Annotated in this window: 13 protein-coding genes and 8 tRNA genes; 20 read left to right on the top strand and 1 reads right to left on the bottom strand. The window is 54.3% G+C overall.

All coding sequences use genetic code 11. The annotated features are described in order from the left end of the window. Positions 1 to 6: 6 nt before the first annotated feature. From nagC to H7K52_RS10435, 11 genes are all read left to right on the top strand, one after another. The gene (nagC, locus tag H7K52_RS10385; RefSeq protein WP_003852792.1) at positions 7 to 1,227 is read left to right on the top strand and encodes a DNA-binding transcriptional regulator NagC; all 1,221 of its coding nucleotides are present in this window, start codon (positions 7 to 9) and stop codon (positions 1,225 to 1,227) included. Between the two features lie 39 nt (positions 1,228 to 1,266). Further along, positions 1,267 to 2,019: an HAD-IIA family hydrolase gene (locus H7K52_RS10390; protein WP_003852790.1), complete on the top strand. Its 753-nt coding sequence runs from the start codon at positions 1,267 to 1,269 to the stop codon at positions 2,017 to 2,019. A gap of 307 nt (positions 2,020 to 2,326) precedes the next feature. Continuing rightward, positions 2,327 to 3,994: an asparagine synthase B gene (gene asnB, locus H7K52_RS10395; RefSeq protein ID WP_182630016.1), complete on the top strand. Its 1,668-nt coding sequence runs from the start codon at positions 2,327 to 2,329 to the stop codon at positions 3,992 to 3,994. A gap of 218 nt (positions 3,995 to 4,212) precedes the next feature. Then, positions 4,213 to 4,289: transfer RNA gene (locus tag H7K52_RS10400), tRNA-Met, on the top strand. A gap of 9 nt (positions 4,290 to 4,298) precedes the next feature. Further along, a tRNA-Leu gene (locus H7K52_RS10405) sits at positions 4,299 to 4,383 on the top strand. A gap of 22 nt (positions 4,384 to 4,405) precedes the next feature. Next, positions 4,406 to 4,480: transfer RNA gene (locus H7K52_RS10410), tRNA-Gln, on the top strand. A gap of 35 nt (positions 4,481 to 4,515) precedes the next feature. Beyond that, positions 4,516 to 4,590: transfer RNA gene (locus H7K52_RS10415), tRNA-Gln, on the top strand. A 24-nt stretch (positions 4,591 to 4,614) separates the two neighbouring features. Next, positions 4,615 to 4,691: transfer RNA gene (locus H7K52_RS10420), tRNA-Met, on the top strand. A gap of 6 nt (positions 4,692 to 4,697) precedes the next feature. Next, a tRNA-Gln gene (locus tag H7K52_RS10425) sits at positions 4,698 to 4,772 on the top strand. Positions 4,773 to 4,801: 29 nt separating this feature from the next. Continuing rightward, a tRNA-Gln gene (locus H7K52_RS10430) sits at positions 4,802 to 4,876 on the top strand. Between the two features lie 29 nt (positions 4,877 to 4,905). Then, positions 4,906 to 4,980, top strand: a tRNA-Gln gene (locus H7K52_RS10435). 112 nt (positions 4,981 to 5,092) lie between these two features. Here the strand turns inward: H7K52_RS10435 and ubiF are convergent. Then, entirely contained in the window at positions 5,093 to 6,265 is a 1,173-nt protein-coding gene (gene ubiF / locus H7K52_RS10440) for a 3-demethoxyubiquinol 3-hydroxylase (protein ID WP_182630017.1), read from the bottom strand. A gap of 172 nt (positions 6,266 to 6,437) precedes the next feature. Between ubiF and miaB the strand changes: the two genes are divergently transcribed. From miaB to H7K52_RS10485, 9 genes are all read left to right on the top strand, one after another. Further along, on the top strand, positions 6,438 to 7,862 hold the full coding sequence (gene miaB / locus H7K52_RS10445; RefSeq protein ID WP_003853992.1) for a tRNA (N6-isopentenyl adenosine(37)-C2)-methylthiotransferase MiaB: 1,425 nt from the start codon (positions 6,438 to 6,440) through the stop codon (positions 7,860 to 7,862). Between the two features lie 209 nt (positions 7,863 to 8,071). After that, positions 8,072 to 9,133 (top strand): PhoH family protein, encoded by a 1,062-nt coding sequence (locus H7K52_RS10450; protein WP_013357113.1) that lies wholly within the window; start codon positions 8,072 to 8,074, stop codon positions 9,131 to 9,133. Then, the gene (gene ybeY, locus H7K52_RS10455; RefSeq protein WP_039659164.1) at positions 9,130 to 9,603 is read left to right on the top strand and encodes an rRNA maturation RNase YbeY; all 474 of its coding nucleotides are present in this window, start codon (positions 9,130 to 9,132) and stop codon (positions 9,601 to 9,603) included. The genes H7K52_RS10450 and ybeY overlap by 4 nt, the downstream gene beginning before the upstream one ends. Positions 9,604 to 9,685: 82 nt before the next feature. Beyond that, positions 9,686 to 10,567: a CNNM family magnesium/cobalt transport protein CorC gene (corC, locus tag H7K52_RS10460; protein WP_008925004.1), complete on the top strand. Its 882-nt coding sequence runs from the start codon at positions 9,686 to 9,688 to the stop codon at positions 10,565 to 10,567. Positions 10,568 to 10,571: 4 nt separating this feature from the next. After that, the gene (lnt, locus tag H7K52_RS10465) at positions 10,572 to 12,095 is read left to right on the top strand and encodes an apolipoprotein N-acyltransferase (RefSeq protein WP_182630018.1); all 1,524 of its coding nucleotides are present in this window, start codon (positions 10,572 to 10,574) and stop codon (positions 12,093 to 12,095) included. A 609-nt stretch (positions 12,096 to 12,704) separates the two neighbouring features. Next, a complete protein-coding gene (locus H7K52_RS10470; protein WP_003854004.1) occupies positions 12,705 to 13,601 on the top strand; it encodes an amino acid ABC transporter substrate-binding protein in 897 nt (298 codons plus the stop codon). 285 nt (positions 13,602 to 13,886) lie between these two features. Next, positions 13,887 to 14,627: an amino acid ABC transporter permease gene (locus H7K52_RS10475; RefSeq protein ID WP_003854005.1), complete on the top strand. Its 741-nt coding sequence runs from the start codon at positions 13,887 to 13,889 to the stop codon at positions 14,625 to 14,627. Then, positions 14,627 to 15,304 carry a glutamate/aspartate ABC transporter permease GltK gene (gltK, locus tag H7K52_RS10480; protein ID WP_003854008.1) on the top strand — a complete coding sequence of 226 codons (678 nt, stop codon included), beginning with the start codon at positions 14,627 to 14,629 and terminating at the stop codon, positions 15,302 to 15,304. The genes H7K52_RS10475 and gltK overlap by 1 nt, the downstream gene beginning before the upstream one ends. Then, positions 15,305 to 16,030, top strand: coding sequence for an amino acid ABC transporter ATP-binding protein (locus H7K52_RS10485; RefSeq protein ID WP_003854011.1), 726 nt, complete (start codon positions 15,305 to 15,307; stop codon positions 16,028 to 16,030). Positions 16,031 to 16,036: the final 6 nt, after the last annotated feature.

Below are 16,036 nucleotides of genomic sequence, written 5' to 3' on the forward strand. Positions count from 1 at the left end.
CACTGAATGACCACTGGCGGCCAGTCACAAATAGGAAATGTCGATCTTGTTAAGCAACTCAATAGCGCAGCGGTTTACCGGCTGATTGATCAACAGGGGCCGATATCGCGCATTCAGATTGCTGAACTCAGTCAGCTTGCCCCCGCCAGTGTCACCAAAATTACCCGCCAGTTGATTGAGCGCGGCCTGATCAAAGAGGTAGACCAGCAGGCCTCTACCGGTGGTCGCCGCGCCATTTCGATTATTACTGAAACTCGCCATTTCCATACCATCGGCGTCCGTCTCGGACGCAATGATGCCACCCTGACCCTGTTCGACCTCAGTGGTAAATCACTGGCACAGGAAGATTACGCCCTGCCGGAACGCACTCAGGAGACGCTGGAACATGCGCTGTTTAACGCCATCAGCAGCTTCATTGAGCAGCACCAGCGCAAAATACGCGAGCTGATCGCGATTTCCGTTATCCTGCCAGGGCTGGTCGATCCGATTAACGGCGTCATCCGCTATATGCCGCATATTTCCGTCAGCCACTGGCCGCTGGTCGCCAGTCTGAAAAAACGTTTCAACGTCACGAGCTTTGTCGGTCACGACATCCGCAGTCTGGCCCTGGCCGAGCACTACTTCGGTGCAAGCCGTGACTGTGCAGACTCAATTCTGGTGCGCTTACACCGTGGCACCGGTGCCGGCATTATTGCTAACGGCCATATCTTTCTTGGCAGCAACGGCAACGTCGGCGAGATCGGCCATATTCAGGTCGATCCCCTTGGTGAACGCTGCCACTGCGGCAACTTTGGCTGCCTTGAAACCATTGCCGCCAACGGCGCCATTGAAAATCGCGTACGACATCTGTTGAGTCAGGGCCATCCCAGCACACTGACGCTGGAGGCGAGCCAGATGTCCCATATCTGCAAAGCGGCCAATCAGGGGGATGCGCTGGCGTGTGAAGTGATCGAGCATGTTGGCCGTTATCTTGGCAAAGCTATCGCAATCGCAATCAACCTGTTTAATCCACAAAAAGTGGTGCTGGCGGGTGAGATCACAGAGGCCGAAAAAGTGCTGCTGCCCGCTATCGAAGGCTGCATCAATACCCAGGCCTTAGCCGCCTTTCGCAAAAATCTGCCGGTTGTGCGCTCCACCCTGGATCATCGTTCTGCCATTGGCGCGTTTGCGCTCGCCAAACGTGCCATGCTTAACGGCATTCTGCTGCAACATCTTCTGGAAGACTAAGCTAACCCGCTGCTGTGGCGGGCCACATCGGATCTGACTATGACCATTAAAAGCGTAATTTGTGATATCGATGGCGTGCTGATGCACGACAACACGGCCGTTCCCGGCGCGCAGGAATTTTTACAGCGCATTCTGGCCAAAGAGATGCCGCTGGTGGTGCTGACAAACTATCCCTCGCAAACCGAGCAGGATCTGGCTAACCGTTTTGCCTCGGCCGGTGTTGAGGTTCCTGAATCCGTTTTCTATACCTCGGCAATGGCCACAGCCGATTTCCTGCGCCGTCAGGAAGGCAAAAAGGCCTATGTCATTGGTGAGGGCGCGCTGATTCACGAACTCTACAAAGCGGGCTTTACGATTACTGATGTGAATCCCGACTTCGTGATTGTCGGTGAGACACGCTCGTTTAACTGGGACATGATGCATAAAGCGGCTTTTTTCGTGGCTAACGGCGCTCGCTTCATTGCCACTAACCCGGATACGCATGCGCGCGGTTTTATTCCTGCCTGTGGCGCGCTTTGTGCGGGTATCGAGAAAATCTCTGGTCGTCGCCCGTTTGTTGTTGGCAAACCCAGCCCCTACATCATGCGCGCCGCGCTGAACAAAATGCAGGCTCACTCTGAAGAGACGGTCATTGTTGGCGACAATCTGCGAACCGATATTCTGGCCGGTTTTCAGGCGGGTCTGGAGACGGTGCTGGTTCTCTCTGGCGTCTCCACGCTGACGGATATTGATGCTATGCCGTTCCGCCCGGACTGGATCTACCCTTCTGTTGCCGATATTGACCTGTTCTGATTCATTTCTCTTATGACGCATCCGGCTAATCTGTGATGCGTCCCCCTTTTTTTCCCTGTTCCCGCGGGTTTCACTGCCTGTTTTTTGTTCACAAAAGCCATTCCATTGCTGACCCATCAACAAAACAACGTTTAAATTATCGTTTATTCAAAATTATTGCCATGTGAACAATATTTTTATCAGTAAATCACGATTCCTCTTGCATTGAATGCACTAAATAGCGCATTTTCTTATGTATCACGCAGCGACAGGCTGCCGGACAAACGTAAAAGATAACATCGCCGTAAGGTGAGCTCAGGAGTCAGTTATGTGTTCAATTTTTGGTGTGCTGGATCTGAAAACCGATCCTGTTGAGCTGCGCAAAAAAGCGCTGGAATGTTCACGCTTAATGCGTCATCGCGGCCCGGACTGGTCAGGCGTCTTCGCCGATGATCATGCTATTTTGGCGCATGAACGCCTCTCAATTGTTGACGTTAACAATGGCGCACAGCCGCTGTACAACGCCGATCACACCCACGTACTGGCGGTTAACGGCGAAATTTACAACCATCAGGCACTGCGCGCTGAACTCAGCGATCGCTACGAATTTCAGACCGGCTCTGACTGTGAAGTCATTCTGGCGCTCTATCAGGAGAAAGGTGTCGATTTCCTCGACGAGCTGGAAGGCATGTTCGCCTTTATCCTCTATGACACCGTTAAAAAAACCTGGCTGATTGGTCGCGACCACATTGGCATCATCCCGCTCTATATGGGTAACGATGAGCACGGCAACCTGTTTGTTGCTTCAGAAATGAAAGCGCTGGTGCCAGCCTGCCGTTCCATCAAAGAATTCCCGCCGGGAAGCTATCTCTCCAGCACCGATGGTGAAATCCGTCGTTACTGGCAGCGTGACTGGATGGAATACAAAAACGTTGAGCACAACACCACCGACGCCGCTGGACTGAAGCATGCGCTGGAAGAGTCCGTGAAAAGCCACCTGATGTCAGATGTACCTTACGGTGTGCTGCTGTCAGGCGGTCTGGACTCCTCCATCATTTCAGCTGTGACCAAGCGTTTTGCAGCAAAGCGGGTTGAGGATCAGGACAAAAGTGATGCCTGGTGGCCGCAACTGCACTCCTTCGCAGTCGGACTGGAAGGTTCACCCGATTTAAAAGCGGCGAAAACCGTAGCGGAACATCTGGGCACCGTGCACCACGAAATTCATTTCACCGTTCAGGAAGGACTGGATGCGATTCGCGATGTGATTTATCACATTGAAACTTATGACGTCACCACTATTCGCGCCTCTACGCCGATGTACTTAATGTCGCGTAAAATCAAAGCGATGGGCATTAAGATGGTGCTGTCTGGCGAAGGCGCAGATGAAGTCTTCGGCGGCTATCTCTATTTCCATAAGGCGCCAAACGCCAAAGAGTTCCACGAAGAAAACGTGCGTAAACTGCAGGCGCTGCATATGTTCGACTGCGCCCGTGCTAACAAAGCGATGTCAGCCTGGGGCGTTGAGGCACGTGTACCCTTCCTGGATAAAAAATTCCTGGATGTGGCGATGCGGATTAACCCGGCCGACAAAATGTGTGGCAGCAACGGTAAAATGGAGAAGCACATTCTGCGTGAATGTTTCTCCTCTTACCTGCCAGAGAGCGTGGCGTGGCGTCAGAAAGAGCAGTTCTCGGATGGCGTGGGGTACAGCTGGATCGACTCACTGAAAGAAGTCGCGGCGAAGCAAATCAGCGATCAGCAGCTGGCAACCGCCCACTTCCGTTTCCCGTTCAACACGCCAGGTTCTAAAGAAGCGTATCTTTATCGTGAGATCTTCGAAAAGCTGTTCCCATTAGCGAGCGCGGCAGAATGTGTGCCTGGTGGTCCATCGGTCGCCTGCTCTTCTGCCAAAGCAATTGAGTGGGATGAAGCGTTTAAAAACATGGACGATCCATCCGGACGTGCCGTCGGTGTGCATCAGTCAGCTTACAAATAAGCAGGCAGAGAGCCGTCAGAATGGGCCCGCTGCGGCCCATTTTTTTTACGATTAGCGTTGTATTCACTGAAAAATTGCCGAATAAACCGCCAGGCTGGTTATAAGCCAGTCAAACAGCAATTATCTGGCAAAAAACGGTAAAAAACTTGTTGACGCTGTCTGGTCAACTCCGCATAATGCGCCCCGCAACGCCGATGAAGGTAACGCGAAAAAAAGATGGCTACGTAGCTCAGCTGGTTAGAGCACAGCACTCATAATGCTGGGGTCACAGGTTCGATTCCCGTCGTAGCCACCATCTTTTTTTGCGGGAGTGGCGAAATTGGTAGACGCACCAGATTTAGGTTCTGGCGCCGCAAGGTGTGCGAGTTCAAGTCTCGCCTCCCGCACCATTTCATTATTCGGCAGCGTGGATGGGATATCGCCAAGCGGTAAGGCACCGGTTTTTGATACCGGCATTCCCTGGTTCGAATCCAGGTATCCCAGCCAATTTCGATGATTCTTGTATGCTGAGAACGGACGAATGGGATATCGCCAAGCGGTAAGGCACCGGTTTTTGATACCGGCATTCCCTGGTTCGAATCCAGGTATCCCAGCCATCATTGAAAAATGCAGTACAATTAGGCTACGTAGCTCAGCTGGTTAGAGCACAGCACTCATAATGCTGGGGTCACAGGTTCGATTCCCGTCGTAGCCACCATATAATTGGGGTGTCGCCAAGCGGTAAGGCACTGGTTTCTGATACCAGCATTCCGGGGTTCGAATCCCTGCACCCCAGCCATACAAAGACAATTTGAAAAACACCATTATTGGGGTGTCGCCAAGCGGTAAGGCACTGGTTTCTGATACCAGCATTCCGGGGTTCGAATCCCTGCACCCCAGCCATACAAAGACAATTTGAAAAACACCATTATTGGGGTGTCGCCAAGCGGTAAGGCACTGGTTTCTGATACCAGCATTCCGGGGTTCGAATCCCTGCACCCCAGCCAAATTGCACAACCAGGCCCGCTTTTGCGGGCTTTGTTGTTTTTGTCCCTTCTGAAACGTTCCACGCTTCCTGATTGCCGGCCCGCCCTGCAGCGAGCCTCAATGCGCAATGGTCTATAAACCCAGTGCGTATCGTAATACCTGTCGCTTCAGGACACCGGAATGCTCGGCAGCAATCAGTCCGAGATTACGCGCGAAGCGCAGTGGTGCCAGCTGATTGCTGAAAGCAAAGTAAAAGAGATCCATTCCGCCCTGCATCAGCATATTGTCTTTACGACGCTGCCGGTGATAGCGCTGCAATATCCGCTCTGACGCCCAGTCTTCCGCCGCACCGCGTGCGCTGACCAGCACCTCAATCAACGCATCAATATCGCGATAGCCAAGATTCACGCCCTGCCCGGCCAGCGGGTTAATGGTATGCGCGGCATCGCCAACCAGCGCCAGTCCTGGCAGGACATAGCGTGAAGCATGGCGACGCACCAGCGGAAAACCCCCTGCCGCATGGGCTTTGAAACGTCCCAGCCGCGCCGGGAAGTGGCTGGCAATCTCTTTTTCCAGCCGGGCCATCGGCATCGCCTGCAGCTGACGCACTCTTGCAGGCGCGTCGTACCAGACCAGTGAGGCGCGATTGCCATACAGCGGCAGGAAGGCGCGCGGCCCCTGCGGCGTAAAGTGCTGCCAGGTCGCATCTCCTGCCGGATGTTCGCAGGTCACGCTGATCAGTAAACAGGACTGCGCATAGCTCCAGCCATGAATCCCGATGCCGGCCATCTGCCGCACCTGTGAGTTCGCACCATCTGCGCCAACCACCAGCCGGGTGTGTAAGGCCACGCCGTCGTTAAGATCAACGCGCCAGCCGCCATTTTCTGGCTGCAGATTTTCCAGCGTGGCCGGACAATAGCAGGTCACGCCCAGCGACTGCATCTCCTCCCACAACGCCCGCTGAAGCACGCTGTTCTCAACCATAAAACCCAGTTCAGGTAAGCCCAGCGAGGCAGCATCAAAACTTACCTGCGCCGCTTGCCACTCCCAGGTTTCCAGCCGGCGATAGGGCGCGCTGCGCATCGCGTCTACCCGCGGCCAGACGTTAAGTTGCTTCAGTAACGCCACCGAGGAGGATCCGATCGCTGAAATTCGCAAATCGGGATCGCTGTCGGCCTCAAATGGAGCGGGTTCGGCGCGCTCAATGACCGCCACGCGAAAATGTTGCTGTGTCAGTCCACAGGCCAGCGCAGCACCGACCATGCCACCGCCGACAATCACGACATCAAACTGATTATCCTGCATTGCTTATATCCCTCTCTTATTCCCGCCAGCCTGCGCAACACGGGTCTGAATAGAGCAAAGTGTACCGGAAAACCCGAAGGCTGGCAGAAAAGCCCTCAGGCTGGTCACAACAGCATCAAAGCATTACAATACGCGCCCCTCACTTCACTGCACTGAATCAATGGCTAGCGCGATGACAAAAAAACTGCATATCAAAACCTGGGGATGTCAGATGAATGAGTATGATTCATCCAAGATGTCTGATCTGCTGAACACGACGCACGGCTACACGCTGACCGAGGTCCCTGAAGAGGCGGATATCCTGCTGCTTAACACCTGTTCTATTCGTGAAAAAGCGCAGGAGAAAGTGTTCCACCTGCTGGGACGCTGGAGAAAACTCAAAGAGCGCAATCCGGATGTCATTATCGGCGTTGGCGGCTGCGTCGCGTCGCAGGAAGGGGACCATATTCGCCAGCGTGCTCCCTGCGTCGATATCGTTTTTGGTCCGCAGACACTCCATCGTCTGCCGGAAATGATTAACACCGTGCGCGGCACCAAAAGTCCGGTGGTCGACATCAGTTTCCCGGAAATTGAGAAATTCGATCGCCTGCCGGATCCGCGCGCAGAAGGTCCCACAGCCTTTGTTTCTATCATGGAAGGCTGCAACAAATATTGTACTTTCTGCGTGGTTCCTTACACACGCGGCGAGGAAGTGAGCCGTCCCAGCGATGACATTTTGCTGGAAATCGCGCAGCTGGCGGCGCAGGGTGTGCGTGAAGTTAACCTGCTTGGCCAGAACGTCAACGCGTATCGTGGCGCCACCTTTGACGGTGAGATCTGTACCTTCGCCGAGCTGCTGCGCCTGGTCGCTGCTATCGACGGTATCGACCGTATTCGTTTCACCACCAGCCACCCGATTGAGTTTACTGACGACATTATCGAGGTCTACCGCGATACCCCGGAGCTGGTGAGTTTCCTGCATCTGCCCGTTCAGAGTGGATCGGACCGTATTCTGACGCTGATGAAGCGTGCGCACACCGCGCTGGAATATAAGGCGATTATCCGCAAGCTGCGCGCAGCGCGGCCCGATATTGAGATCAGTTCTGACTTCATCATCGGCTTCCCGGGTGAAACGCAGCAGGATTTCGAGCAGACCATGAAGCTTATCGCCGAGATCAATTTCGATGTCAGCTTCAGCTTTGTCTACTCTGCCCGTCCTGGCACGCCAGCCGCTGACCTGCCGGATGATGTCAGCGAAGAGGAGAAAAAGCAGCGTCTGTGGATCCTCCAGGACCGCATTAACCAGCAGGCGCAGGCGATCAGTCGCCGCATGGTGGGCACCGTGCAGCGTATTCTGGTGGAAGGCATCTCCCGCAAGAACGTCATGGAAGTTTCCGGCCGCACCGAAAATAACCGTGTGGTTAATTTCGAAGGCTCACCTGAGATGATTGGCCGTTTTGTGGATGTTGAAATTGTCGATGTCTACACCAACTCGCTGCGCGGCAAACTGGTGCGTACCGAAGAAGAGATGGGCCTGCGTATGGCGGAAAGCCCGGCCTCTGTGATTGCCCGTACCCGCAAAGAAAACGAAATCGGCGTGAGCCTGTTCCAGCCGTGATCCCTGCACTACCGGGCGGCAGCGCGCAGCGCGTTGCCGCCAATTTCACGCCGCGACACTTGGTTTCTGAAAGTGTCGCCCAAATATCTCTCCTTAAGCTTGCGCCCAGGCGTTACGGCATAAATAATTTCGTTATGGTGCACACGGTTAAGCCCAACGGTGCGTCAGACACATCCCATAACTGGCCCTGAGTGACCCAAAGGATTCGTTTGAATATCGAAACTCGTGAAATCGCCCTTGAACCGGCTGATAACCGTCGACTGATGAGCCTGTGCGGGCCGTTCGACGATAATGTGAAACAGCTTGAGCGTCGTCTGGGCATTGAGATCAATCGTCGCGACAATGTCTTTAAGCTGGTGGGACGTCCACTGTGCGTCAATGCCGCCGCAGATATTCTGAAAACCCTGTATGTCGACACCGCGCCGATGCGTGGTGAGATCCCGGATATTGAGCCTGACCAGATTCACCTGGCCATCAAAGAGAGCCGGGTATTGGAACAAACCGCCGAAAGCGTGCCGGAGTACGGCAAAGCGGTCAATATCAAGACCAAGCGTGGTGTGATTAAGCCACGCACGCCAAACCAGGCGCAGTACATCGCTAACGTGCTCGACCACGACATCACCTTTGGCGTCGGCCCGGCGGGTACCGGTAAAACCTATCTGGCGGTGGCAGCCGCAGTGGATGCCCTGGAGCGTCAGGAGATTCGCCGCATCATGCTGACGCGCCCTGCCGTCGAAGCGGGTGAAAAACTCGGCTTCCTGCCTGGCGATCTGAGCCAGAAAGTCGACCCATATCTGCGTCCGCTCTACGATGCCCTATTTGAAATGCTCGGTTTTGAGCGGGTAGAAAAGCTGATGGAGCGCAACGTCATTGAGGTGGCTCCGCTGGCTTACATGCGTGGTCGTACCCTGAACGATGCGTTTATCATTCTTGATGAGAGCCAGAACACCACCATCGAGCAGATGAAGATGTTCCTGACGCGTATCGGCTTTAACTCCAAAGCAGTAATTACCGGCGACGTCACCCAGATTGACCTGCCACGTCACGTTAAGTCGGGCCTGCGGCATGCCATTGAAGTGCTGGCAGACGTTGAAGAGATTAGCTTTAACTTCTTCCACAGTGAAGATGTGGTGCGCCATCCGGTGGTTGCCCGCATTGTTACCGCCTATGAAGCCTGGGAAGCGGCCGATCAGACCCGTCGCGATCAGCAGGCTGAAGAGCGTAAACGTGAAGCACTGGCTGCACAGAGCGCCACGCAGGAGAGCAAATGAGTGAGGTCATTCTCGACCTGCAGGTCGCCTGTGAGAACACGGCGGACCTGCCGGATGAAAGCCTGTTTCATCGCTGGCTTTCCGCGGCTGTTACCCCTTTTCAGCCCGAAAGTGAAGTCACCGTCCGTCTGGTCGATGAAGCGGAGAGTCATGAGTTAAATCTGACTTATCGCGGCAAAGACAAGCCGACAAATGTGCTCTCCTTCCCGTTTGAAGCGCCACCGGGCATCGAGTTACCTCTGCTGGGCGATCTGATCATCTGCCGCCAGGTGGTTGAGCAGGAAGCCGCAGAACAGGGCAAAAGCGTTGAAGCCCACTGGGCGCATATGGTGGTACACGGCACGCTGCATCTGCTGGGTTACGACCATATTGAAGACGACGAAGCGGACGAGATGGAAGGACTGGAGACCGAGATAATGCTTGCTCTTGGGTATCCTGATCCGTACATTTCGGAGAAAGAAGACGCCTGAATCCCGAATTCTGGCTATCCGGCTGTCAGCACGGTTTGCTGACAGCACCTATTCCTCACCAGAGAGATCTATAAAAACCGCCATGAGCGACGACCATTCTCAAAACAGCGATGCACCCAGTAGTAAAAAGGGATTTTTCTCCCTGTTGATCAACCAACTTTTTCACGGTGAACCGAAAAGCCGTGATGAGCTACTGGAGCTGATCCGCGACTCGAATAACAAAGAGCTGATTGACCAGGACACCCGCGACATGCTCGAAGGGGTTCTGGATATTGCGGAGCAGCGCGTGCGTGACATCATGATCCCGCGCTCGCAAATGATCACCCTGAAACGTAATCAGAGCCTCGAAGAGTGTCTGGATGTCATTATCGAATCCGCCCATTCCCGCTTCCCGGTGATCAGCGAAGATAAAGATCATGTGGAAGGGATTCTGATGGCGAAAGATCTGCTGCCGTTTATGAGCAGCGAATCTGAGCCTTTCAGCATTGAGAAAGTTCTGCGTCCTGCGGTGGTTGTGCCTGAAAGTAAGCGCGTTGACCGGATGCTGAAAGAGTTCCGCTCCCAGCGCTACCACATGGCGATCGTTATCGATGAGTTTGGTGGTGTCTCTGGTCTGGTGACCATTGAAGATATTCTGGAGCTGATTGTCGGTGAGATTGAAGATGAGTATGACGATGAAGAAGATCGTGATATCCGTCAGCTCAACCGTCACACCTTTACGGTGCGCGCTCTGACCGCCATTGAAGATTTCAATGAGGTGTTTGGCACGCAGTTCAGTGACGATGAAGTCGATACCATTGGTGGTCTGGTGATGCAGGGCTTCGGCCATCTGCCCGCGCGCGGTGAAAGCATTGAGATTGAGGGTTACCAGTTCAAGGTAGCAATGGCTGACAGCCGCCGCATTATCCAGGTTCACGTGACCATTCCGGAAAACTCGCCACAACCTCAACTGGAAGACGAATAAGTCTATGGCTTTAGCCTCACTCTACCCGCGCCAGCGGGTTCGCCTGCTGCTGGCTTTAATTACGGGTGCGTTGGGCACCCTCGCCTTCTCTCCTTACGATTTCTGGCCCGCCGCACTGCTGTCGCTGTGCGGCTTGCAGCTCCTGACCCTGAACCGCTCAAGTCCGCAGGCTGCGGCAATCGGTTTTGTCTGGGGAGTTGGCTTATTCGGCAGCGGCATCAACTGGGTTTACGTCAGTGTCGCCACCTTTGGTGGCATGCCTGGCCCGGTGAATGTCTTTATCGTGGCATTGCTGGCGGCGTATCTGGCGATCTACCCGGCGCTGTTTGCCGGTGTACTGAATCGCATCTGGCCGCGCACAACGCTGTGGCGACTGGCGCTGGCCGCACCGGCTTTGTGGCAGATCACGGAATTCCTGCGCGGCTGGGTGCTGACCGGCTTTCCATGGCTGCAGTTTGGCTACAGCCAGATTGACGGCCCGTTAAAAGGTCTGGCCCCGCTGGCGGGGGTCGAGACCCTGACCTTCCTGCTGATGGTGGTGGCTGGCCTGCTGGCATATGCCCTGCAGCAGCGCAACGTCAGAAGTCTGGTCGCAGCATTGCTGCTGCTGGCCCTGCCGTGGCCGTTGCGCTATATCCAGTGGGTTCAGCCGATGCCCGAGCGTGCCGTCGAAGTGGCGCTGGTGCAGGGAAACATCCCGCAGTCGATGAAGTGGGATCCGCAGCAACTGCTCAACACCCTGCGCATTTATCACGGTCTGAGCCAGCCGCTCATGGGCAAAGCGCCGATTATTATCTGGCCTGAATCGGCGATTACCGATCTGGAAAGTAATCAGCAGCCGTTCCTGCATTCACTGGATGATGAACTGCGTGAACGCGGCAGTTCGCTGGTCACGGGTATCGTAGACTCCCGACTGGAGCAGAACCGCTATCACGATTACAACACCGTGATCGTGCTGGGTGGCAAGACGCCGTACAACTACTTCAGCGGCAATCGTTACCAGAAAAATCACCTGGTGCCATTTGGCGAATTTGTGCCGCTGGCCGATCTGCTGCGTCCGCTGGCTCCGTTCTTTGATCTGCCGATGTCGGCGTTCAGCCGTGGCAACTATCTCCAGCCGCAACTCCGCGTGGCGGGCTATAACCTGACCAGCGCCATTTGTTATGAGATCGTGCTGGGTGAACAGGTACGAGCCAACTTCCATCCCGACACCAGCTTCCTGCTGACCGTTTCGAACGATGCCTGGTTTGGCCACTCTATCGGCCCGTGGCAGCACTTCCAGATGGCGAGGATGCGGGCGCTGGAACTGGGTCGTCCGCTGTTGCGCAGTACCAACAATGGTGTAACTGCAGTGGTGAATGCCAGTGGTGATGTGGAAGCCATGCTGCCGCAATTTACGCGCGATGTCCTGACCAGCAAAGTTACGCCTACGCAGGGAGAAACCCCGTACGCGCGGGCTGGCATCTGGCCTGTCTGGTCACTGACGCTGCTGGCGGCGTTGATTGCCCTGCTGCGCCGACGCCGATAACAGCGCAGAGGCGTCATGGCGAAGCGAATGCTTCGCCTGAGGTTGTTGAAAACGCGCGGTGCTCAGGGAGTAAACGCCTTACGCAGAGACGCAAACACCGCCATCCCTGCCTTGCGCATCGCGGGCCATCTATGGCCCGCGATGCGCTGCTACAGGCGAAAGCTCCCCTCGCTTGACGTTTATCTGCCGTCGGTGCGAGGTGCAAGTTTCGCCTTTTCGCCTTGTTATTCTCTGATACTCCCACTCCCTGACCGCATACTCTGCTGCCTTTCTCACCCTGCACCGCTTTCTGGCACGATGATTGCAAAATGTTTCACTGTTTTTCGCTAACGGCCTGATTGCAGACGCTGCCGCGAGGCGGATTGCACCAAAACTGTCGCACCTCCTGCACCGCAAACGCGCAGTGTGAGAAATTTGCCTTTTTTTGGTGCGGATCACCTCGCAAAAAAGAAACTTTTTTGTTTCATTGCGTTAACAATCCGCTATGTTAGTGACTCTTCTGCGCCCATTTAATCCGCAGAATGAGCAGAAACGCAGCACAAAACAGACACAACATCATAATCAGCGCAGGTTATATCCTGTGCCTTTTTCATACGAAGGAGTTGGAACATGCAACTACGCAAAGTGGCATTATCTCTTCTGCTGATCGGTGCAGCGGCGGGAGCGGCCCAGGCGGAAGATCTCAGCGGCACCCTGAAGAAAATCAATGACAATGGCGTCATTGTGGTCGGGCATCGCGAATCATCAGTTCCCTTTTCTTATTATGACAACCAGCAAAAAGTCGTCGGCTATTCACAGGATTACTCAAACGCCATTGTGGAAGCCATCAAAGCGAAGCTGAACAAGCCTGACCTGCAGGTCAAAATGATTCCAATCACCTCACAAAACCGTATTCCACTGCTGCAAAACGGCACCTACGATTATGAGTGTGGCTCCACCACCAATAACCTTGAGCGCCAGAAACAGGCGGCTTTCTCTGACACCATTTTTGTTATTGGCACCCGTCTGCTGGTTAAGAAAGATGGCCCGATCAAAGATTTCGCCGACCTGAAAGGCAAAACCGTGGTGGTAACCTCAGGGACCACGTCTGAAGTGCTGCTGCACAAACTCAACGACGAACAAAAACTGGATATGCGCATCATCAGCGCAAAAGATCATGGCGACTCGTTCCGTACACTGGAAACCGGCCGTGCCGTGGCCTTTATGATGGATGATGCCCTGCTGGCTGGCGAACGCGCTAAAGCCAAAAAGCCGGACAACTGGGAAATTTTAGGCACGCCACAGTCTAAAGAGGCCTATGGCTGCATGCTGCGTAAAGATGATCCGCAGTTCAAAGCGCTGGTAGATGAAACCATCGCCAAAGCCCAGACGTCGGGTCAGGCAGAAAAATGGTTCGATACCTGGTTCAAAAAGCCTATTCCGCCTAAGAACCTGAACATGAACTTTGAGCTGTCTGATGACATGAAAGCGCTGTTCAAAACGCCAAACGACAAAGCACTCAATTAACAAAAAAATACCCAATGGATTTCAGGTCACATTGAGTCGGCAGGAGAGCATGCATCCCGGGGAACCTACTCAGGTAGATGATTCGGATGCGTGGACATACATAGCCAACAAAATGCAGCCTGAAAGACGGCGGGTATAACAAGGGCGGCCTGGCTGCCCTCTCGATTGCTGAAACCGCGGCATGGACAGACAGACTGACACGGGTCGTTCCCCTGCGTCAGGACATAAAACGCCGTTCATCAATCTTCAGGGTAGCTTAGCTACCCTTTTTTTCCGGAGCTCGTTATGGGTATCGATTGGAACTGGGGCATATTTCTCGAACAGGCCCCGTTCGGTAACACGACCTACCTCGGCTGGCTGTGGTCCGGTTTTCAGGTGACGATAGCCGTCTCCTGCTGCGCCTGGATTATCGCTTTCTGCGTGGGTTCATTTTTTGGCATTCTGCGCACCGTGCCGAATCGCCTGCTGTCGACCATTGGCACCTGCTATGTCGAACTGTTTCGTAACATCCCGCTGATCGTCCAGTTCTTCTTCTGGTATCTGGTGGCGCCCGAGCTGGTGGGCGAGAATCTCGGCATGTGGTTTAAGTCTGAGCTGGACCCCAACATTCAGTTCTTCCTCTCTTCCATGATCTGTCTCGGCCTGTTTACCGCCGCCCGCGTTTGCGAGCAGGTGCGCGCGGCGATTCAGTCACTGCCGAGTGGACAGAAGAATGCTGGCCTGGCGATGGGATTAACCCTGCCGCAGACTTACCGCTATGTATTGCTGCCGAATGCGTATCGCGTGATTGTTCCGCCGATGACCTCGGAAATGCTGAACCTGGTCAAGAACTCCGCTATCGCCTCCACCATTGGTCTGGTGGATATGGCAGCACAGGCGGGCAAACTGCTCGACTATTCTGCTCACGCCTATGAATCCTTTACCGCCATTACGCTGGCCTACGTCGCGATTAACCTGGTGATTATGTTGTTGATGAGTCTGGTCGAGCGCAAAGTCCGGCTGCCAGGCAATGCGGGAGGCAAGTAATGTACGACTTTGACTGGAGTTCGATTGCGCCCAGCCTGCCCTATCTGCTTAACGGCTTAGTGATTACCTTTAAGATCACGATTACCGCCGTGGTTTTCGGCATTCTTTGGGGCACCCTGCTGGCGGTAATGCGTCTGTCGACCTTTAAGCCCATCAGCTGGTTCGCCAAAATTTATGTCAACCTGTTCCGCTCAGTACCGCTGGTGATGGTGCTGCTGTGGTTCTATCTGGTGGTGCCGAGTTTCCTGCAACAGGTGCTGGGCCTGTCGCCTAAAACCGATATCCGCCTGATTTCAGCCATGGTCGCCTTTTCACTGTTCGAAGCGGCGTACTACTCAGAGATCATTCGTGCCGGCATCATCAGTATCTCACGCGGCCAGGGTAATGCCGCGCTGGCGCTGGGTATGACGCAGTGGCAGGCCATGAAACTGATTATTCTGCCGCAGGCATTCCGGGCCATGGTTCCGCTGTTACTGACGCAGGGTATCGTGCTGTTCCAGGATACCTCTCTGGTTTATGTGTTAAGCCTGGCGGACTTCTTCCGTACCGCGTCGACTATCGGTGAGCGCGACGGCACCCAGGTTGAAATGGTTCTGTTTGCAGGTCTGGTCTACTTCGTTATCAGCCTGAGCGCATCGCTGTTGGTCAGCTATCTAAAAAGAAAAAGGACGGTTTAAATGATTAGCCTGAAAAATGTTTCTAAGTGGTATGGTCACTTTCAGGTGCTGACCGACTGCTCAACCGAAGTCAAAACCGGTGAAGTGGTGGTAGTGTGCGGCCCGTCCGGCTCCGGTAAATCGACGCTCATCAAAACCGTGAACGGACTTGAGCCCGTTCAGCAGGGTGTGATTTCCGTCAACGGCACCGAAGTGAACAACAAAAAAACCAATCTGGCGCAGCTTCGCAGTCAGGTCGGAATGGTATTCCAGCACTTCGAGCTGTTCCCGCATTTGAGCATTATTAACAATCTGGTGCTGGCGCAGGTAAAAGTGCTGAAGCGAGACAAAGCGGCGGCCCGCGATAAAGGGCTGAAGCTGCTGAAGCGTGTGGGACTGTCAGCCCATGCGGAGAAGTTTCCTGGCCAGCTCTCCGGCGGTCAGCAGCAGCGCGTGGCAATTGCGCGTGCGCTCTGCATGGATCCTATTGCGATGCTGTTTGATGAACCGACCTCCGCGCTGGATCCGGAAATGATCAATGAAGTGCTGGATGTGATGGTTGAACTGGCGCAGGAAGGGATGACGATGATGGTGGTGACACACGAGATGGGCTTTGCCCGTAAAGTCGCCAATCGCGTGATCTTTATGGATGAAGGGAAAATTATCGAAGACACCAACAAAGATGACTTCTTTAATAATCCGCAGTCTGACCGCGCTAAAGATTTCCTCGCTAAAATTCTGCACTAAACAACG

This window comes from Pantoea hericii (genome assembly GCF_014155795.1).
GTDB classification, from domain to species: domain Bacteria; phylum Pseudomonadota; class Gammaproteobacteria; order Enterobacterales; family Enterobacteriaceae; genus Pantoea; species Pantoea eucalypti.